Below are 17,497 nucleotides of genomic sequence, written 5' to 3' on the forward strand. Positions count from 1 at the left end.
GCGGCCCGATCAATGCCCACTCGTCATCCGTAAGACCAATCCACTCGCCCAACGCCGCCTCCAAAAGGAAGCTTTGAATCAACCTGCGAGTCCCCCGTCAAGCTTTGTCCACGAAACCTAATCATGAACGTTGTGGAAAATTACGGCCTCGCGATTGATCAGATACGACATGGCGAGAGGACTTTGGCTCCCGGCTCCATCGCCGCGGTGCCCAAGCAGATGCTTAATCAGCTAAGGACTGAGCTTGCGCAGCCGTTGGGGACTGAACCCATTCCAGCACACAAGATTGCCGGCCTCATGACCATCGTAGCTGATGCATCCGTGTTATTCACGACTAGGGACTGGAGCGTGGCTGGCACGCTCTCGACCATGGCCGGAGGCTTGGCAGCTACCGCAGCACCGTAAAAAATCAGGTTGCCGAATTGCCAATTTGGAAACAAAGATCTCGTTATGTTCCGCTCCGCCGCCGACCTTCCGAAGCCGGAATCGACCTTCTCGCTTCGGCGCGCGGAAAGAAGTTCGGCACCATCCTCGCCGATCCGCCGTGGTAGTTTCAGAACCGCACCGGCAAGGTCGCGCCGGAGCAGGAGATGCTAATCGTCTACTGACGCATACCCTCAGTGGCGGCGGCACCACGTCGCCGGCATCCGGTCCCTTGTCCAAGAACCGAACCCTCGTCGCCTCATAGGCTCGCCGCACCGCCTGGAGCAGTTCCGGCCTCACGCCCCGATGATAGCGTTCGAAGCGCAGCACCGTGCGCCGGCTGACGCCCGCCGCCGCGGCCGCATCCTCGAGCGACCATAAGAGCGCCGCCCGCGCCATGCGTGACTGCTCCAGCCGAAGAACAGGACGCTCCAGATCAAACCCTCTGGACGGCATCCCCACCCGCTCCGGCACCACCCGGTCGACAAGTGGGTCGCCTCGCGCCTTGAAGTCAGGCTGCGGCCTCTTCGCGGTCACGATTCATGACCGCGAAGGTCAGGCTCCAGCGCCTATCTCGGCGGCGGCACCTTGAGGGGCGGGGGGACGACGGCGCCGGCGTCGGGCCCGCCGTCGAGGAAGCGGACCCCCGCCTCCTCGTAGACCCGCCGCGCCGCCGCGATCAGCTCCGGCTTGATGTCGCGCTGCTCGTTCTCGAAGCGCAGGAGAGTGCGGCTGCTGATGCCGGCCGCGCGCGCCGCCGCCGCGATCGGCCAGTCGAGCGCCGCCCGCGCCATGCGCGACTGTGCAGGGGTGATCAGTGCACCGTCCGGAACGGCCCCTTGGACGCGGCTCCCGCCGGTCAGCATTCGTGACCAGTCAAGAAAGGATCCTCACCCATGGCGGGCGGAGGCATAACCCGACCTGCTGGCAGGTGCCAAGCATGGTTGCTCTCGCCGGAGCGGCCCAAGGGACGGACTGGCGGCGTCCGTCTGGGAACGGCCGTGATCCGTCCAACGCCCACAAACCATTGTCCTACAGCCCCCCGATCGTGCCATGGTCCGAATCGCCCGGCGCTTCGGGGCCGGCCGGCTCTTTGAACATGTCGATCACCCGCCCGCATCGGCCGCGTTGAAAAGGCTCGGGAAAATTGCCCGGTCGCGCGCGCTTTCGTCACCTTTGCCGCTTGATCGCGGCGCCGTTTCCCGGCCGGTGTGCCTGTCCGTCCCGGCGGCTTCCGTTTCGGTGGAAACCAGCTCCGTTTCGGATCAGCTTGCACCTCCTTCCGGGCCGGAACGCGGCTAACCTCCGGCCAAGGTCCAGAACGGAGGATCCGGATGCAGTCTTATTACGTGAACCGGAATCAGCAGTCGAACGGCGACCACGAGGTCCATGTGCGGAGCTGCCGCTACTTTCCGTCCAGCGCGCAATATCTGGGCGAGTTTGGCTCCTGCCACGGCGCCGTGCTCGAAGCGAAGCGCGATTATCCACGGGCCAACGGCTGCGCCTATTGCTGCCCCGCCTGCCACACGAGTTGAGAGACCGACATGATGAATGTGACGATCACGATCGGCGGCCGCGCCCACAAGGCCTCGATGCCTCAGATCCCGTCCGTAGGCGACACGATCCAGCTTTCGCTTCCGGACGCTCCGATGGCGCCCGCCCCGGTCAAGCACGTGAACTGGCAGGTCGGCCAGAACGGGAAGGTGGACGTGGACATCGAGTGCGGCTAGCCGCGCCCGCGTCCACGCCCCGGAGCGCCGCCCCGCTCAGTCGCGCCAATAGTCCTTCCGCTCCGCGCCGTCGAAACCGGCCGGAGGCGAGGCAGCAGCGCTTGAAAGCTCTTGCCCGAGCCGCACGGGCACGGATCGCGCCGGCCGAGCTTCTCGACCAGCTCCTTTTCGCCGCCGCGCACGAAGCGGAGGCCCCGCTTCACCCGCGTCTCGGACGGGAAGCCGTTACGGCGTTTGGAAATGACCTCGAAAGCAGGGGAGGTCGTCGTGGCGGTCGCGTGTCATGGTCGCCTCCTCTCGATCCCGCGGGCGGCATGCCGGCGGGGAAGGCGCCCCTAGCCCCGCCGGCCGCCCGGGTAAAGGCCCCCCGGTCCGTAACATCCCGTATCGCGGCGCCGCGCCCGCCCGCCGATAGAGCGGTCTCCACGCCAAGGGAGACGATCATGCTCGGATATATCGGTTCGCATTACGGGCTGCTGGTGATGGCGGCCGGCGGCCTGTTCATGGCGGTGCTCGGCTTCGTCAGCATCCAGGACGGCCTCGCCCGCCGCCGCGGCGGCTGAGGCGCCGGCCGGCGGCGGGGGTGAGGGGCGCCGCCGGGGAACACGCCCGTTTCGGGACGCCCGCCGCCGCCGCCGCCCGCCGCGCCCCGGCTTCCGCCCCGGCCGCCTCCTCTGCTAAAGCGGGGCCATGTCGTTGCTGTGCCGCCTCGGCTTCCACCGCGCCGCTCCGGAACCGGTCTGGAACCGGGGCTTCTTCTTCAGCCGCTGCCGCCGCTGCGGGGCCGATCTGGTCCGCACGCCGTCGGGCCGCTGGCACGTGCCCAAGGGCCGCAAGGTGGTGTGGCGCCCGCGCGCGCCGCGCGGCCGGCGCGAAGGCTGAGCGCCGCCTCTTCCCATCCTCGCCTGCGCTTCCCACATCGCCCGAAACGGGAAGGGGAATTCGAATGCAGCTCGTCCAGATCTTGCTCACCGCCGCCAGCCTGTCCGCCGCGGCGGGCGGCACCTGGGGACTGGAACAGGTGATGGAGCGCTATGCCCGCGCCCCGGCGATGAGTGCGGAGGCGCTCGCCGCCGAGCTGCGCCGGGCCGAGGAGCAGGCCGAGGAAGCGGGCGCCGCCTGATCGCGGCGCCGCGCCGCCCTCCGGCGCCTCACAGCCCTTCGGCGAAGCGCTCGTTGCCGATCATGCCCATGCGGGCGATGCCGGCGCGCTTCACCATCGCCAGCACCTCGTCGAACCGCTCGTAGCGGGTCTCGGCGTCGGCGCGCAGGTGGAGCTCGGCCGCCGGATGCGCCGCGATCGCCGCCAGCTCCGCCGCCAGGCGCCGCGCGTCCATCGGCCGCCCGTCCAGCCGCACCGCCCCGGCCGCGTCGATGTCCAGCCGGCGGACCACCGGCTCCGCTGCGGGCGCGGACACCGGCCGGGTGCCGGGCAGATCGAGCGGCACCTGGTGGGTGGAGATCGGGATGGTGATGATGAACATGATCAGGAGCACCAGCATCACGTCGATCAGGGGCGTGGTGTTGAGCTCCTTCATCGGCGCGTCCTCGGCGGCGGCGAAGGCGGGGGCCCTGGCGCGGATGGTCGGCATGCTGGCTCTCCTCTCTTTTGTTATGAGACATCGTAACATGACCGGCGCCGCGGCGGCAACGGCATCGCCGCCGCTGGTTCCGGGGCCGCCGCTCGGCTAGGCTCGCGCCATGCTCCGCCGCCTGCCGCTCGCCTTCGCCGTCGCCGGCTTCCTCGCCGCCTTGCTGCTGCTCGGGCCGATCGGGGTAGCGGTGGGGGTGCTGCGCTCCTCGTCCGACGCGCACGGGCCGTCGCTGGGCGCGCAGCTCCTGATCGCCGCCATCGTCATCGGCTTCTGCGCATTGGCGGGGGGCCTCTCCTGGCTGCTCGGCCGGCTCGTGCTGCGGCTGTTCGGGCGGCGCTGATCGCCCGATTCGGCGGCTTTGCCTGTTGACAAGTCGCGGCCGGGCGGCCATCGGGGCCGCGCTCCGGCGCCCATCGCGTTGCGATTCCTCGCCTTTCCCGGCGGCGCCCACTTATCCCCGATATCCTACTTATCCACAGGCGGAATCCGCTTTGTGCGACTCGCAAAGCATGACAGCTTCAACCCGTGGCCGAGACGATCGGACCGGAAACGGACCGACACCGCTCGAAACCACGGCGCCGGACGCGGCACCCTTCGCCTCGCAAGAGGACGATCGGAAAGCCGACCGGCGGGCGACTGGCCCTTCCGGCCCGCGCTGGAAATCCGGAACTCCGGTCCCGGATGGATGCGCGAAACAGGAAGCGGCGGCGCCGGCGGCGCGAAGGCGCTGCTGAGGGACACCGGCCGAAGCTCCGGCTTCCGGCGAGGACCCGAACGGCGGGAATGACGAAGAACCGGTTTCGGCCGGACCTTCGAAAGGAACGCCGGGGAAAGCCGGACCAGGGACGCTTCGGCGTCCAGGAGAAAGCCGACCCGAACGGCCGAACCGGGAAAAGCGAGGGCTTCGGCCCCGCGGATCGAGGAGAGGCCGGGAACGGCACCATGGCAGCGGCTTCGGCCGCGACCCCCCAGTGCCGGTCCGACGGAAGAGCGCGGCAAGCGGCGGCTTCGGCCAAGGCAAGCCCGTCTCGACCGGGGACTGCGAACGGACCCAGCGGCTTCGGCCCGGGAAAGCGCGCAGACCCGAACGGGAAGATCGAACGGAATGGCGGCTTCGGCTCCAGCTGCGAGATCCGACCGAGGGAAAGCCCAGGCGGCTTCGGCAAGGCTCCGGCCTCATTGAAGCCAAGCGGGGCGGACCCGAAAAGGGAAAGCCCAGGCGGCTTCGGCAAGGCTCCGGCCTAAGCGAAGCGAAGCGGGGCGGACCCGAAAAGGGAAAGCTCAAAGCGGCTTCGGCAAGGCTCCGGCCCCATCGAAGCGAAGCGGGGCGGACCCGACAGGGGAAGCCTGCCGCATCTCCGGCCCCGCGCCGGACCTGCGGCGGCCGACCCGAACGGAACCGGACCATCGGCTTCGGCCGCGGAACGGAACCGGGGATGGCTTGAAACGCAGCGCCCTCGGGCTTTGCGCCAACGTCGTCCGACAGGGGAGCCGCCGGAGCCTCGCTCCGGCCGGCGACCCGAACCGCCCGAGGGCGGACCAAGGCGGTGCTGCCGCGCCGCCGAAGACGGGCTCGGGAAAGTGGGGGCTGGTGGCGACACCAGCCCCCATTACCGTTTGAGGGACTGGTCGTGTTGCCGCCCCTCGCCGCCAGTTTCCCCGCGCCGCTTCGCCCCCCAACCTGTGTTCTGTGAGTGAGGAGAGGAGGGGCGAGCTTCCCTTCTGTCCCCTCCCCTGGGAACAGGGAGGGGTTAGGGGTGGGTCGGTCTCCACCGGCAGCGCGTCTCCGCTTACGCACCCACCCCCAACCCCTCCCTGCGTGCAGGGAGGGGAGAAGGTTTGGCGCTCACCCGGAAGCGGTTCGCGCCCCCCTCTTGATCCGGGCGCGTAATGAGCCGATCATGCTCGCGGTGGGGAGGGACGTCATGTTCGGACAATCCAGGAAGGACGGCGTCCGCGCGGGCGCCCGGGAGAAAGGCGGTCTCTCCTTCATCGGCCCGGAAGCGGTGGTGAGCGGCGACCTCAGGACCGACGCGCAGTTGCACGTCGACGGGCGGGTCGAAGGCGACGTGCGCTGCGCCGGGCTGATCCAGGGCGAAAAGGGCGCCATCGCCGGCAATGTCGTCGCCGACCAGGCGCGGCTCGCCGGCCTGGTCGAAGGCCGCGTCGAGGCGAAGACTTTGATCGTCGAAGGCAGCGCCCGTGTCCTCGGCGACATCGCCTATGAAACGCTCAGCATCGCGCCCGGCGCGCGGGTGGAAGGCCGCCTCAGCCGGATCGCGGGCGCCGAGGAGGGCGCCGCCCTCGCGGCCATCGCTCCCGCCAAGGCCCTGGCCAATGGCGCCGATCCCAAGGACCCGCCGCTCATCGCCATCGCCGAAGCGCCCCGCGCCGCCGCCGGTTGACCTTCACGTTCGGAACGGCCGCGCCGCGGCCTTCGTTGCTCCTGTCGAACCTCATGTCCAACAGGAGACCCTCATGGACCAGCAGCAGGATCGCGGCAGCCCCGGCGGCACCGCCGGCACGGGCGAGCCGGACGCCACGCCCGACTTCCCGACGAGCGGCAGCGCGACCCCCGGCGAGAGCCCGATCGGCGACGATCCGAAGCGCAACAGCGGCGATCCGGCGCTGAACCGCGGCGGCAAGCTCACCAGCGAAGGCACCGGCGCGGCCGGCGCCGCCGGCGAATCGGGCGGCGGCGCGCCGAGCGGCGGCGACGTCGGCGGCATGGGCGGAGCGGGCGGCGGCGCGTCCGGCCATGACCGCCCGAACGGCGGCGTCAGCCCGATGGACGCCGAAAGCGGCGGCTGACCCACTCGCCACGCGTCTCCCGCCGCGCTAGACGAAGGCGGCGGGAGGCGGGCCATGGCGGAACATCGGGGATCGGCGCACAAGGCGGTGGTGGCGTGGCGCTCCGACGGCGCCTTCGCCTCCGGGCGCTACAGCCGCGCCCATGTTTGGCGGTTCGACGGCGGCGCGGAAGTGCCCGCGTCGGCCTCGCCCGACGTGGTGCCGGTGCCGATGTCGAACCCCGCCGGCGTCGATCCCGAAGAGGCTCTGGTGGCGGCGGTCTCGTCCTGCCACATGCTCTGGTTCCTGGCGCTGGCGCAGCAGGCGGGGCTCGACGTCGAAAGCTATGCCGACGAAGCGGAAGGGCGGATGGGGCGGATCGGCCCCGGCCGCTACGCCCTGGCGGCGATCACGCTCCGCCCGCGCATCGCCTTCGCCGGCGGCGAACCGGCACCGGACCTCCTCGCCCGCCTCCACCATGAGGCGCACGGGAAATGCTTCATCGCCAATTCGCTGAAGACCGAAGTGACGGTGGAGCCGCCGCCCCCGGCGCTCAGCCGTTCAGGCTGAAGTCGAAGCCGATCTCCGCATTGAGCAACTTGGAGATGGGGCAGCCCGCCTTCGCCCCTTCCGCGATCTCACGGAAGCGTTCCGGATCGATTCCGTCGACCCGCGCCGTCAGCTGAAGGTCGGAGCGGCTGACCTTGAAGCCGTCGCCGTCTTTCTCCAGCTTCACCTTCGCCACCGTCTCGAGCGTGCCGTCGCTCAGCCCCTCCTTCGCCAGCGCGAAGGACAGCGCCATGGTGAAGCAGGCCGCGTGGGCCGCCGCGATCAGCTCTTCCGGATTGGTGCCCGGCTCCTCTCCGAAGCGGGTGCCGAAATCGTACTTTTGGTCGGAGAGCACTCCCGACTGGGTGGAGACGGAGCCGCGTCCGTCCTTGCCGAAGCCCTCGTAGCGGGCCGAAGCGGTCCTGGTCGTCATCTCGTTCCTTTCCTGGTCCTGTGGTCAGGCGCGGTTGTTGCCGCCGGGGCTTGCCGTGCCGGAGGGGCCGGTGCCGCCATGTTGCCCGGCGGGACCGCCGCCGCCAAGCCCGCTCCTGTCGCCGGGCGTGCCGGACGCGACGGCGCCGCGGCCGGCGCCCTGGCCGATCGCCTCCGCGCCGACCGGCCCGACGCCCATCGTGCCGCCGCCCGGGCCGGTCGCGCCGGTACCGAGCGCCGCCGCCTCCGCCACGATCTCTGCGTCCCTGTCGGCGGGCGCCAACGGCGTGCCGGCGAGCGTCGCGTCGGCGGAGTCGCTGGTGCCTTGAGTCGTGCCGCCGGACGGAACGCCGCGTCCCGCGACGGTGCCGCCGCCGCTCGATCCGCCGGCGCCGGCCAGATCCTCGCCGCCCACGTCGGCAAGTTCGGCGCCGTTGGTTCCGCCGCCGATGCCGCCGCTCCTGGTGTCGGGCATGGCCGTTCTCCTTCCTGCTGGTTCGAAGGCTCAACCAGCCGCCGCCGGGCGCGTTCCGCGCATGGCCGCAGCCGGAGCACGCCGGGCCGTCAACCTAGAGCTTCCCCGGATTGCATCGGATGCCCGCAGGGGAATAGACAGGCGGTTCGCAACACAAGGGGGGATGATGCTGGCCGACTGGGTTTCGGGTTCGATCTTCAACGAGATCGCGGCTCTGCTGGTCCTGGCCGCGGGCGTCGGCTTCCTCGGCCTGCTGCTACGGCAGCCGCTGATCGTCTCCTTCATCTTCGTCGGGATCATCGCCGGGCCGTCGGGCCTCGCCATCGCCCAGTCGCCGGAGCCGATCGATCTCCTCGCCGAACTCGGCATCGCCGTTCTCCTCTTCCTGGTCGGCATCAAGCTCGACGTGAAGCTGGTCCGAACGCTCGGCCTCGTCTCGCTTGCCACCGGGCTCGGCCAGGTCGCCTTCACGGCGGGCTTCGGCTATCTCATCTGTCTCGCGCTCGGCATGGATCCGGTCACCGCCGCTTATGTCGCGGTCGCGCTCACTTTCTCCTCGACCATCATCATCGTGAAGCTGCTCTCCGACAAACGGGAGATCGACAGCCTGCACGGCCGCATCGCGCTCGGCTTCCTGATCGTGCAGGACCTGGTCGTCGTGCTCGCGATGATCGTCCTGTCGGCGATCGGCGTCGGCGGGCGGGCCGACGCGGGGCCGGCGGAGATCGCCGCCGTGTTCGGCGCGGGCGCCGCGATGCTGGGCGTCACCTTGCTGTTCATCCGCTACCTGGCCGATCCGCTGACCGAGCGGCTGGCACGGGCGCCGGAGCTGCTGATCGGCTTCGCCATCGCGCTGGCGGCGGCCTATGCGGCGCTCGGCAACGCGCTGGGCTTCGGCAAGGAACTGGGCGGGCTGCTGGCGGGCGTGGCGCTCGCCTCCACTCCGTTCCGCGACGCCATCGCCGCGCGGCTCGCGCCGCTGCGCGACTTCCTGCTGCTCTTCTTCTTCATCGCGCTCGGCGCCCGGCTCGATCTCGCCAATCTCGGCCAGAGCTGGATCGACGCCAGCGTGCTGTCCGCCTTCGTCCTCATTGGCAATCCGCTGATCGTCATCGCGATCATGGTCGCGCTCGGCTATCGCCGCCGCACCGGCTTCTTCGCCGGCCTCACCGTCGCGCAGATCAGTGAATTCTCGCTCATCTTCATGGCGATGGGGGTCGCGCTCGGGCACGTCTCCGCCGACGCGCTCGGCCTCGTCACGCTGGTCGGCCTCATCACCATCGCGGCCTCGACCTACATGATCACTTATTCCCACCAGCTCTACGCCCGGCTGGAGCCGGCGCTGCGCATCTTCGACCGCCGGTCGGCGCATGCCGAGGAAAAGGCGTTCGACGGCGCCGACGGCGCGTTCGACGTGATCCTGTTCGGCCTCGGCCGCTATGGCGGCACGATCGGCCGGCGGCTGGCGGCGGACGGGCGGACGGTGCTCGGCGTGGATTTCAGCCCGCTGGCGGTGCGGCGCTGGCGCAATGACGGGCTGGATGCCGTGTTCGGCGATGCCGCCGATCCCGAATTCGTCGGCGCGCTGCCGCTGTCGCGCGCGGCATGGGTGATCTCGTCGATCCCGGAGCAGGGCGGCGGGGTCAATCATCATGACGGCCGGCTGGTGCTGCTCCGGGCCTTGCGCGACGCGGGCTTCACCGGCCGCGTCGCGATGACCGTGCATCATCAACCCGACGGAGACGTGCTGAAGGCGGCCGGCGCCGACCTGATCCTCGAACCGTTCAGCGACGCCGCCGACCGGGCGGTCGATCTGCTTGGCAGCGCCGCCGCGGCGCGCGGCCGCGGCGCGGTGGAGGAGGACGGGCAGCAGCCCATCTGGCGCTAGTGAACCGGGGAAAGGCGCCCAGCGCGGCGGGTGCCGGCCGGGCGCCCTCATGCGATCCGGGTCAGCCGCCCGACGTGGTGACCACCGGCGCAGCTCCGCCGGCGACCGCCTTCACTTCCTTGGCGGTGAGTTCGGCGATCTTCGGAGCCGCTTCTTTCCTGCGTGCCATCTTCATCCTCCCTTTTGCCCTCCGCGAGAAGCGCCGGGGTGGGGCGAGGATGACATCCGTCATACCCAGGCGGCAAGCCCTAAAGCACGGCCGCGACAGGCTTTTTCAATCGTGCCGTTCGTGCGGGAGCGGGGTTTCGGTGTCGAGCGCTTCGCGCACGTAGAGGCGCTTCACCAGCACATAGGCGACCACCGTCAGCGGCGCGGCGAAGATGATGCCGACGATGCCGAACAGCAGCCCGCCCGCCACCAGCGTGAACAGCAGCATGGCCGGCGGCAGATCGACGGCGTAGCGCTGCACGATTGGCTGGATCACATTGCCTTCGAGCTGCTGGATGAGGAGGTAGAGGCCGACCGCCCAGAGCGCGGTGTCCAGCCCCACCGTCAGCGCCAGCAGGACCCCGGGGATCGCCGCCGCGATCGGGCCCAGTATGGGGATGAACTCGAACAGTCCCGCCAGCAGCCCGAGCGCCAGCCAGGAGGGCACGCCGATCAGCCACAGGCCGAAGGCGGTCAGGCTTCCGACCAGCACCATCGACACCAACGTGCCCAGCAACCACAGTTTCAGCGCCTTGCCGCTGTCGTCCAGCCCCTCGGCGGCGAGGCCGCGGCTGCCCTTGGGGATGAGCTTCAGCAGGCCCTTGCGATAGAGGTCCGGCTGCGCGGCGAGGTAGATGCCGCCCACCACCACCAGCAAGGTGTGCGCGATCCCGCCGAAGATGGTCATCAGGATCCCGCCGACCTGCCCGAAGATGCTGGGATCGATCTCGGAGAGGATACCGCCGCCGGGATTGCCCTGCTGCTCCTCGCCCGCCGCTTCTTCGGCCGGGGCGGCGTTGCCGTCCGCCGCTTCGCCGCCGGCGCCGGCGCCGTTTTCGGCGGGCGCCGCCGGTTCGCCCGGCGCGTCTTCCCCGAAATCGGGGATTTCGATCCCATATTCCCCCGCCTGCTCGCGCGCGCTCTGCCAGGCGCCCGGCAGGCGCTCGCCGAGCTCGCGGACCTGCACCGCCATTTCCCTGCCGAACAGCGCGCCCGCCCCGCCGATCACGCCGAGCACCAGAGCGACCGCGATCATCAGCGAGAAGCCGCGGCCGATCTTCAGGTGCCGGTGGATCGGATTGGTGATCGCGCTCAGCAGCACGGCGATGACGACCGCGCCGAAGATCAGGATCAAAAGGTCGCTGAGCTTGATGAGGAGGGCCGCCACGCCGAGGATGGCGAGGAGGATCAGGACGCGGCGGATGAAGTCGCGGTCACCGCTTCGGGAAGCATCGTCTGCCATGGCTGCCAATCGCGCGGAGAATGGAAGGGTTCCGCCGCCTCGCCGTCAGCGGCCGATGGCGAAGCTGTAGGAGAGGCCGAGGCCCGCGGAGAATTGATCCCGCGAGCCGAAGGCGCGCACCACCGGCGACTGCGCCGCGTCCCCGACCAGCCGGTCGTAGCCGGCATAGCCGTGAACGCCGACGGCGGGGCTGAGCTGGTAGCGCAGGCCGGTCATCGCCCCCACCGCATGGATGCCGCCGCCGGCGCGATAGGCGGGCAGGCCGGTGCGCGCCGCCTCGGCCGCCGTGACGCCGTAATAAGCGTTCATGTAGTTGCGGTCGGCGATGCGAAGGCGCGGCCCGACGGAGAAGACCCAGGTCTCGCCGCCGCGCGCCAGCAGGTCGGCGGCGAGGTCGCCCATCCAGCCGTCATGGCCGCCCAGACCCTTGCGCCCTTCGGCGCGCAGCCGGAAGGCGGGAGTGAGATAGGTTTCGGCGAAGGCGCCGACCTCGACCGTGCGGCCGACCTCGTCCACAGGGGCGCCGACATGTTCGGCCTTGCGCCTGTCGAGCAGCCGCACCGCGGGGCCGATGTTGACCGGCGCGTCGCGGCCCAGCAGGCCGAAGCCCCAGCTGTCGTCCGCGGCCTCGATCGGCAGCGGCTCGCCCGCGCGGCGCAGGCCGAACACCGGCATCGGATAGATGCCGAGCGAGTCCGCGCCGGGATGCCGGGGATAGACCTGCGCGCCGAGGCCGATCGTCACGATGCGCTCGCCCGGCGCGGGCGGCGCCTGCTGCGCCGACGCGGGAGAGGCCAGCAAGGCACCCGCCAGCAAGGTGGGAGCGGCGAAGGCGGCGAGACGCGCGCGAGGAGCAGCTTTCATGTTGCTTCAACTACCGGCGCCGCGGATCGTTGCGCAGCCGTCGCGGATCGCCGCTCATTCATCCCGTCTTCATTTTGCGGCGACTGGTCGCACCCGCGACGGGGCGAAGCGAGCCGGAACCCCAGGAACGCGGCCGCCGCTCCAACGGTTCTTACCGCAAGCACCGATGGAGTTTCATATGCGCACCCATATTCTTCTGGCCGGAGCGGCCGCCCTGGCGGCGACCATGCCGGCACTCGCCCAGGGGCAGGGGAAAGGCAAAGGCCAGGGTGGCGGCAATCCCGCCGCCGAGATGCGGCAAGGCGGCGGCGGCGGCGGCAAGGGCGCGGAGCGCCGCGCCGGGCGCGAGAACCGCCAGGCCGAGCGCCAGAACCGCAGCGCCGCGCGCGAGCCTCGCCAGGCCGCGCGCGAGCAAAGCCGGCCCCAGCGCCAGCAACGCCAGGCGCAACGGCGCGAGGATCCCCGCGCGCAACGTCAGGTCGAACGCCGCGCCGAGCGGCCGGAGCGCCGCAACGCCAAGGCCGAACGGCGGGTCCAGCAGGCGGAGCGCAAGGCGGATCGCCGCTATGCCCGCGAGGTCCGGCGCCCGCTGGAGACGCAGAGCCGCGCCGAACAGCGTGCCTGGCGGGACGCGTCGCGCACCCGCGACCGGGCGGTGGAACGCTATGTCGACCGGCCGCGCGACGACCGGCGGTTCTGGAGCGAGGCGCGGGTGCTGCCCGCGACCGGCTTCGGCCGCGCCTGCCCGCCGGGGCTGGCCAAGCAGAACGCCTTCTGCATGCCGCCGGGCCAGCTGCGCAAGGCGCAGTATGTCGGCCGGCCGCATCCGGTCGCCCGCATCGACTACAACATCCCCGAACGCTACCGCTATCGCTTCCGCGACGCGGACGACCATTACTACCGGCACGACGGCGGCTATGTGTACCGCTTCGACCGGGGATCGAACCTGGTGTCGCGGGTGATCCCGCTGGCGGCGACCGGGCTGATGGTCGGCGAGCCGCTGCCGCTCGGCTATGAAGTCTACAACGTTCCCTACCAGTATCGCGGCCTCTATGCCGATGGCGGCGATTACAGCTACCGCTACGACGACGGCGCCATCTACCGGGTCAATTCCGGCAACGGGCTGATCGAGACGGTGGTGGCGCTCCTCACCAGCGGCGCGCTGGGCGGGCTCGGCGGGCTCGGCGTCGGCGACCTGCTGCCGGGCGGCTACGACGTCTACAACGTGCCGCTCGAACATCGCGACACCTATTACGACACGCCCGATCACCTGTACCGCTATGCGGACGGCAACATCTACCAGGTGGACCCGCAGAGCCGGATCATCGAGCAGATCATCTCGCTGATCGCCTGAGGGGGCGACCCCCGTTCCGCTCGTGACGCAACCGGAACGGGGGTCCGATCATTGTCGCTCCAGCTTCAGGAGAGTGAGACCATGATCCGCAAGATGCTTCTCATCGCCGCCGCCGGCGCGCTCGCCGCCTGCCAGCAGGGCGCGGGCGCCGGCAACGATCAGGCGGCCGCGCCGGAGCCGCCGGCCGGCTCCTCGGCGGGCGGCAATGCCGCCGGCGCCGCCAGCCGCACCATCGCCGACGGCTTCGCCCAGTCGCCCGAGCATCGCCGCCTGAACGAGGCGGTGGAGGCCGCCGGCTTCTCCGAGACGCTGCGCGGCGCCGGACCCTATACGGTGTTCGCCCCCACCGACGCGGCGCTCGACGCGCTCCCGGAGGAAGAGCGTGCCGCCCTGATGTCGCCGGAGCAGCGGGAGCGGCTCGGCAGCCTGCTCAGCTACCATATCGTGCCCGGCACGGTGATGGCGCAGGACATCGGCGTGGCGATCGACCGCGCCGGCGGCCGGGCCGAGCTGGCGACGGTCGCCGGCCCCACCTTGTCGGCCGCGCGGGACGGAGACGCGATCCTCATCACCGACGGCGCCGGCAACCGGGCCCGCGTGGTCCGCGCCGACGAGCTGCGCTCCAACGGCGTCGTCCACAGCGTCGATGCCGTGCTGATGCCCGAGCGGCGCTGAGTTGCTGCATTCAGGAAAGCTAAGCTCCTAATTCCTTGCAGGAATTCGGATGCCGTGCGACGGGGAGCCATGCTTTCAATCCTCGCATCCCTGGTGCTGGCCGCTCAGGCGCCCGCCCCGGTCGACGCCGCGACCGGCCAGCGCATCGCGACCTTGTTCTCCACGATCCACCAGTCCGAATGGTGTCCAGCGGGCAACGTCCATCTGGATCTCGCGACCGGGGAGTATCGGCTCACCGCCGGCGCGCCGCGTGCCGTCTGCAACGATGCGGGGCGGGAACGGCCGGCATTGGCCGGCGCGTTGGAACCGGCCGCACTGACCGAAATCCGCCGCGCGTTCGACCGCGCGGGAGCGGACGGGTTGAACGCCTGTTCCGGCGGAACGCCGCCGCGGATCATCGTCGGCAATGGCGGAGCGCGCATTCTGGTGCTGACCGACGGACGTGGATCCACCGCCGCTCCGGACCGGATCAGGTGCTGGACGGACGCCGCCGTCGCTTTGCACGACGCGCTGGAGACCGCCTTCCGGGCCGCCCGCTGAGGCGGCGGCCGGCGGGCCGTCCTACTCGAACTCCAGGATCACCGCGTCGACGGCCAGGCTGTCGCCGGGCTTGGCCGTGACCTTGGCGACGGTGCCGGCCTTTTCGGCGCGCAGGATATTCTCCATCTTCATCGCTTCCACGACGGCGAGCGGCTGGCCGGCCTCGACCTTGTCGCCTTCGGCGACGTTGAGGGCGGTGAGCAGGCCCGGCATCGGGCAGAGCAGATATCTGGAAAGGTCGGGCGGCACCTTCTCGATCATGTGGCGCGACAGGTCGGCGACATGGGCGGGGAGGACCTGCGCGACATGGCTCGCGCCGCGGGCGGTGAGGCGCCAGTCGCGGCCCTGGCGGCGGACCTGCACGATCCGCTCGCGTCCATCGACGGTGCCGCGGAACTGGACCTGCCCCGGCTGCCAGCGGCCCACGATATCGACCGGGTCACCGCCATCGATGAAGGCCAGCATTCCGCCTTCGTAGCGGGCGAAGGAGACGAGATGATCCGCGCCGTCGAGGCGCACCACCCGCTCCTCGGGCAGCGCCGGCGGCGTGCCGAGCTGGCCGGTGATCGCCTGCGCGCGATAGTCCGTCTCCAGGGCGGCCAGCGCGGCGACCGCGGCGAGATCGCGGACGAGCTCGGCGTCGGCGGGCGCGCCGGTGAAGCCCTCCGGATATTCCTCGGCGATAAAGCCGGTGGTGAGCTCGCCCGCGCGGAAGCGGGGGTGCTGCATCAGCGCGGACAGGAAATCGACATTGTGCCCGATCCCCTCGATCACGAAGCTGTCGAGTGCGTCGACTTGGCGGTCGATCGCTTCCTCGCGCGTCTCGCCCCAAGTGACGAGCTTGGCGATCATCGGGTCGTAGAACATGCTGACCTCGCCGCCCTCCTCGACGCCGTCGTCGACGCGAACGAGGCGGGTGGTCCGGTGCGCGTCGGCCTCGTGCGGGGCGGCGCCCTCGTCGCGGGAGACTTCGCCGAGCACCTCGCGCGGCCGTTCGTAGCGGACCAGCCGCCCGGTCGAGGGAAGGAAGCCGCGATAGGGATCCTCGGCATAGACCCGGTTCTCGATCGACCAGCCGTGGAGCCGGACGTCGTCCTGCGTGAAGCCGAGCTTCTCGCCCGCCGCGACCCGGATCATCTGCTCGACGAGATCGAGGCCGGTCACCTGCTCGGTCACCGGATGTTCGACCTGGAGGCGGGTGTTCATCTCCAGAAAGTAGAAGCTCTCGCCGGTGGGATCGGCGCCGGAGACGATCAGCTCGACGGTGCCGGCGCTGTGATAGCCGACGGCGCGGGCAAGCGCGACCGCCTGTTCGCCCATCGCCTTGCGCATCGCGGGCGTGACGAAGGGGGAGGGGGCCTCCTCCACCACCTTCTGGTGGCGGCGCTGGACCGAGCATTCGCGCTCGCCCAGATAGACGATGTTGCCATGCTTGTCGCCGAGCACCTGGATCTCGATGTGGCGCGGGCTTTCGATGAACTTCTCGATGAACACGCGGTCGTCGCCGAAGCTCGACAGGCCCTCGCGCTTGGTCGCCTCGAAACCCTCGCGCACGTCCTTCTCGCTCCAGGCGAGCCGCATGCCCTTGCCGCCGCCGCCGGCGGACGCCTTCATCATCACCGGATAGCCGATGTCGGACGCGATCCGCACAGCTTCCTCGGTGTCGGCGATCTCGCCGAGATAGCCGGGCACGACGTTGACGCCGGCTTCCTTGGCGATCTTCTTCGATTCGATCTTGTCGCCCATCGCCGCGATCGCGTTCGGCGGCGGGCCGATGAAGGCGATCCCCTCGTCGGCGAGCGCCCGGGCGAAGCTCTCCCGCTCCGACAGGAAGCCGTAGCCGGGATGCACCGCCTCGGCGCCGGTGGTCTTGCAGGCGGCGATGATCGCATCGGCCAGCAGATAGGATTCGGACGCAGGCGGCGGGCCCAGCCGCACCGCCTCGTCCGCCATCTTCACATGCGGCGCGCGCGCGTCCGCGTCGGAATAGACGGCGACGGTGGCGATGCCCATTTTCCGGGCGGTGCGGATGACGCGGCAGGCGATCTCGCCGCGGTTCGCGATGAGGATTTTAGAGAAGGTCATCGTATCCCTGATCTCGCATGACATGCTTGACGTGGCATGCCGTTTCCATTATCTCCATAGCGGTGATCGTCAGCTTCGCCAACCGGGCAACCGAGCGGTTCGTGCGCGAGGGCAAGTCGAAATTCGCCGGGCTGGATCCGGCCAGGGCGATGGCGCGGTTGCAGGTGTTGAACGCCGCCGGGTCGCTCGACGACATTCCGCCGCTCCGCTCCGTCGGGTTGCACGCCCTGTCGGGCGACCGGCAGGGCCAATGGGCGATGACGATCAACGGGCCGTGGCGGCTGGTCTTCCGGTTCCGGGACGGCAATGCCGAAGATGTCGAGATCGTGGATTATCATTGAGGACATTCGTGACCCAGTTCGCCTTTCAGCAAGTCCATCCCGGCGCGATCCTCAAGGAGGAGATCGAGACGCGCGGCCTTAGCGCCAATGCCTTCGCGCTCCGACTGCGGGTCCCTCCGCAGCGCATCCAGGACATCGTCGCCGGCCGCCGCGGCATCAGCCCCGAGACCGCGCTGCGGCTGGAGGCGAGCCTCGGCACGCCCGCCAGGCTGTGGCTGTCGATGCAGGCAGCCTACGACCTCTTCCAGGCAGAGGCCAAGCATGGCGACACCGTGCGAAGGGAAGTGATGGCGGCCTGATCGTCAC

At 70.2% G+C, this 17,497-nt stretch carries 22 protein-coding genes and 1 pseudogene; 14 read left to right on the forward strand and 9 right to left on the reverse strand.

Annotation, left to right across the window (positions count from 1 at the left end; all coding sequences use genetic code 11):
- Positions 1-324: 324 nt before the first annotated feature.
- Both ACK4K7_RS13000 and ACK4K7_RS13005 read right to left on the reverse strand, forming a co-directional pair.
- A complete protein-coding gene (locus tag ACK4K7_RS13000) occupies positions 325-879 on the reverse strand; it encodes a helix-turn-helix domain-containing protein (protein WP_431866794.1) in 555 nt (184 codons plus the stop codon).
- 113 nt (positions 880-992) lie between these two features.
- Positions 993-1,289, reverse strand: coding sequence for a hypothetical protein (locus ACK4K7_RS13005; protein WP_431866613.1), 297 nt, complete (start codon positions 1,287-1,289; stop codon positions 993-995).
- Positions 1,290-1,757: 468 nt separating this feature from the next.
- Between ACK4K7_RS13005 and ACK4K7_RS13010 the strand changes: the two genes are divergently transcribed.
- Positions 1,758-1,958 carry a hypothetical protein gene (locus ACK4K7_RS13010; protein WP_431866615.1) on the forward strand — a complete coding sequence of 67 codons (201 nt, stop codon included), beginning with the start codon at positions 1,758-1,760 and terminating at the stop codon, positions 1,956-1,958.
- A 9-nt stretch (positions 1,959-1,967) separates the two neighbouring features.
- A complete protein-coding gene (locus ACK4K7_RS13015) occupies positions 1,968-2,153 on the forward strand; it encodes a hypothetical protein (RefSeq protein WP_431866617.1) in 186 nt (61 codons plus the stop codon).
- Here ACK4K7_RS13015 and ACK4K7_RS13020 read toward each other — a convergent pair.
- Positions 2,150-2,356 (reverse strand): SEC-C metal-binding domain-containing protein, encoded by a 207-nt coding sequence (locus tag ACK4K7_RS13020; protein ID WP_431866618.1) that lies wholly within the window; start codon positions 2,354-2,356, stop codon positions 2,150-2,152. The two genes, ACK4K7_RS13015 and ACK4K7_RS13020, sit on opposite strands and share 4 nt — an antisense overlap.
- A gap of 487 nt (positions 2,357-2,843) precedes the next feature.
- On the opposite strand from ACK4K7_RS13020, the gene ACK4K7_RS13025 reads away from it, so the two are divergent.
- Together ACK4K7_RS13025 and ACK4K7_RS13030 are read left to right on the forward strand one after the other, a co-directional pair.
- A complete protein-coding gene (locus tag ACK4K7_RS13025; RefSeq protein ID WP_431866619.1) occupies positions 2,844-3,035 on the forward strand; it encodes a hypothetical protein in 192 nt (63 codons plus the stop codon).
- A 64-nt stretch (positions 3,036-3,099) separates the two neighbouring features.
- Positions 3,100-3,276 carry a hypothetical protein gene (locus tag ACK4K7_RS13030; protein ID WP_431866620.1) on the forward strand — a complete coding sequence of 59 codons (177 nt, stop codon included), beginning with the start codon at positions 3,100-3,102 and terminating at the stop codon, positions 3,274-3,276.
- Positions 3,277-3,304: 28 nt separating this feature from the next.
- Here ACK4K7_RS13030 and ACK4K7_RS13035 read toward each other — a convergent pair whose 3' ends face one another.
- Positions 3,305-3,745: an ExbD/TolR family protein gene (locus tag ACK4K7_RS13035; protein ID WP_431866621.1), complete on the reverse strand. Its 441-nt coding sequence runs from the start codon at positions 3,743-3,745 to the stop codon at positions 3,305-3,307.
- A gap of 109 nt (positions 3,746-3,854) precedes the next feature.
- On the opposite strand from ACK4K7_RS13035, the gene ACK4K7_RS13040 reads away from it, so the two are divergent.
- The 4 genes and pseudogenes from ACK4K7_RS13040 to ACK4K7_RS13055 form a co-directional block, all read left to right on the forward strand.
- The gene (locus tag ACK4K7_RS13040; RefSeq protein WP_431866622.1) at positions 3,855-4,088 is read left to right on the forward strand and encodes a hypothetical protein; all 234 of its coding nucleotides are present in this window, start codon (positions 3,855-3,857) and stop codon (positions 4,086-4,088) included.
- A gap of 1,585 nt (positions 4,089-5,673) precedes the next feature.
- Positions 5,674-6,153 carry a bactofilin family protein gene (locus ACK4K7_RS13045; RefSeq protein ID WP_431866623.1) on the forward strand — a complete coding sequence of 160 codons (480 nt, stop codon included), beginning with the start codon at positions 5,674-5,676 and terminating at the stop codon, positions 6,151-6,153.
- A 73-nt stretch (positions 6,154-6,226) separates the two neighbouring features.
- The gene (locus ACK4K7_RS13050; protein WP_431866625.1) at positions 6,227-6,559 is read left to right on the forward strand and encodes a hypothetical protein; all 333 of its coding nucleotides are present in this window, start codon (positions 6,227-6,229) and stop codon (positions 6,557-6,559) included.
- Between the two features lie 273 nt (positions 6,560-6,832).
- Positions 6,833-7,015 (forward strand): annotated as a pseudogene (locus tag ACK4K7_RS13055) (OsmC family protein); the annotation flags it as partial.
- 76 nt (positions 7,016-7,091) lie between these two features.
- Here the strand turns inward: ACK4K7_RS13055 and ACK4K7_RS13060 are convergent.
- Together ACK4K7_RS13060 and ACK4K7_RS13065 are read right to left on the reverse strand one after the other, a co-directional pair.
- Positions 7,092-7,520 (reverse strand): OsmC family protein, encoded by a 429-nt coding sequence (locus ACK4K7_RS13060; protein ID WP_431866626.1) that lies wholly within the window; start codon positions 7,518-7,520, stop codon positions 7,092-7,094.
- Between the two features lie 24 nt (positions 7,521-7,544).
- Positions 7,545-7,994 (reverse strand): hypothetical protein, encoded by a 450-nt coding sequence (locus tag ACK4K7_RS13065; RefSeq protein WP_431866628.1) that lies wholly within the window; start codon positions 7,992-7,994, stop codon positions 7,545-7,547.
- A 163-nt stretch (positions 7,995-8,157) separates the two neighbouring features.
- On the opposite strand from ACK4K7_RS13065, the gene ACK4K7_RS13070 reads away from it, so the two are divergent.
- Positions 8,158-9,882, forward strand: a complete 1,725-nt coding sequence (locus tag ACK4K7_RS13070; protein WP_431866629.1) for a cation:proton antiporter — start codon at positions 8,158-8,160, stop codon at positions 9,880-9,882.
- Between the two features lie 274 nt (positions 9,883-10,156).
- On the opposite strand, the gene ACK4K7_RS13075 is transcribed toward ACK4K7_RS13070, so the two are convergent.
- Both ACK4K7_RS13075 and ACK4K7_RS13080 read right to left on the reverse strand, forming a co-directional pair.
- Positions 10,157-11,332, reverse strand: coding sequence for an AI-2E family transporter (locus ACK4K7_RS13075; protein ID WP_431866631.1), 1,176 nt, complete (start codon positions 11,330-11,332; stop codon positions 10,157-10,159).
- A 45-nt stretch (positions 11,333-11,377) separates the two neighbouring features.
- Positions 11,378-12,196, reverse strand: a complete 819-nt coding sequence (locus tag ACK4K7_RS13080) for a MipA/OmpV family protein (protein WP_431866632.1) — start codon at positions 12,194-12,196, stop codon at positions 11,378-11,380.
- A gap of 178 nt (positions 12,197-12,374) precedes the next feature.
- On the opposite strand from ACK4K7_RS13080, the gene ACK4K7_RS13085 reads away from it, so the two are divergent.
- The 3 genes from ACK4K7_RS13085 to ACK4K7_RS13095 all read left to right on the forward strand — a co-directional run bounded on the left by ACK4K7_RS13085 (position 12,375) and on the right by ACK4K7_RS13095 (position 14,765).
- Positions 12,375-13,550 carry a hypothetical protein gene (locus ACK4K7_RS13085; RefSeq protein ID WP_431866633.1) on the forward strand — a complete coding sequence of 392 codons (1,176 nt, stop codon included), beginning with the start codon at positions 12,375-12,377 and terminating at the stop codon, positions 13,548-13,550.
- Between the two features lie 81 nt (positions 13,551-13,631).
- Positions 13,632-14,225, forward strand: a complete 594-nt coding sequence (locus ACK4K7_RS13090; protein WP_431866635.1) for a fasciclin domain-containing protein — start codon at positions 13,632-13,634, stop codon at positions 14,223-14,225.
- 69 nt (positions 14,226-14,294) lie between these two features.
- The gene (locus ACK4K7_RS13095; protein ID WP_431866637.1) at positions 14,295-14,765 is read left to right on the forward strand and encodes a hypothetical protein; all 471 of its coding nucleotides are present in this window, start codon (positions 14,295-14,297) and stop codon (positions 14,763-14,765) included.
- A 21-nt stretch (positions 14,766-14,786) separates the two neighbouring features.
- Here ACK4K7_RS13095 and ACK4K7_RS13100 read toward each other — a convergent pair whose 3' ends face one another.
- Positions 14,787-16,850 (reverse strand): biotin carboxylase N-terminal domain-containing protein, encoded by a 2,064-nt coding sequence (locus tag ACK4K7_RS13100; protein WP_431866639.1) that lies wholly within the window; start codon positions 16,848-16,850, stop codon positions 14,787-14,789.
- A 62-nt stretch (positions 16,851-16,912) separates the two neighbouring features.
- Between ACK4K7_RS13100 and ACK4K7_RS13105 the strand changes: the two genes are divergently transcribed.
- Both ACK4K7_RS13105 and ACK4K7_RS13110 read left to right on the forward strand, forming a co-directional pair.
- Positions 16,913-17,191 (forward strand): type II toxin-antitoxin system RelE/ParE family toxin, encoded by a 279-nt coding sequence (locus tag ACK4K7_RS13105; protein ID WP_431866641.1) that lies wholly within the window; start codon positions 16,913-16,915, stop codon positions 17,189-17,191.
- Positions 17,192-17,199: 8 nt separating this feature from the next.
- Positions 17,200-17,490 carry a HigA family addiction module antitoxin gene (locus tag ACK4K7_RS13110; protein ID WP_431866643.1) on the forward strand — a complete coding sequence of 97 codons (291 nt, stop codon included), beginning with the start codon at positions 17,200-17,202 and terminating at the stop codon, positions 17,488-17,490.
- Positions 17,491-17,497 lie beyond the last annotated feature (7 nt).

This window comes from Allosphingosinicella sp., from assembly GCF_046295735.1.
GTDB lineage: Bacteria > Pseudomonadota > Alphaproteobacteria > Sphingomonadales > Sphingomonadaceae > Allosphingosinicella.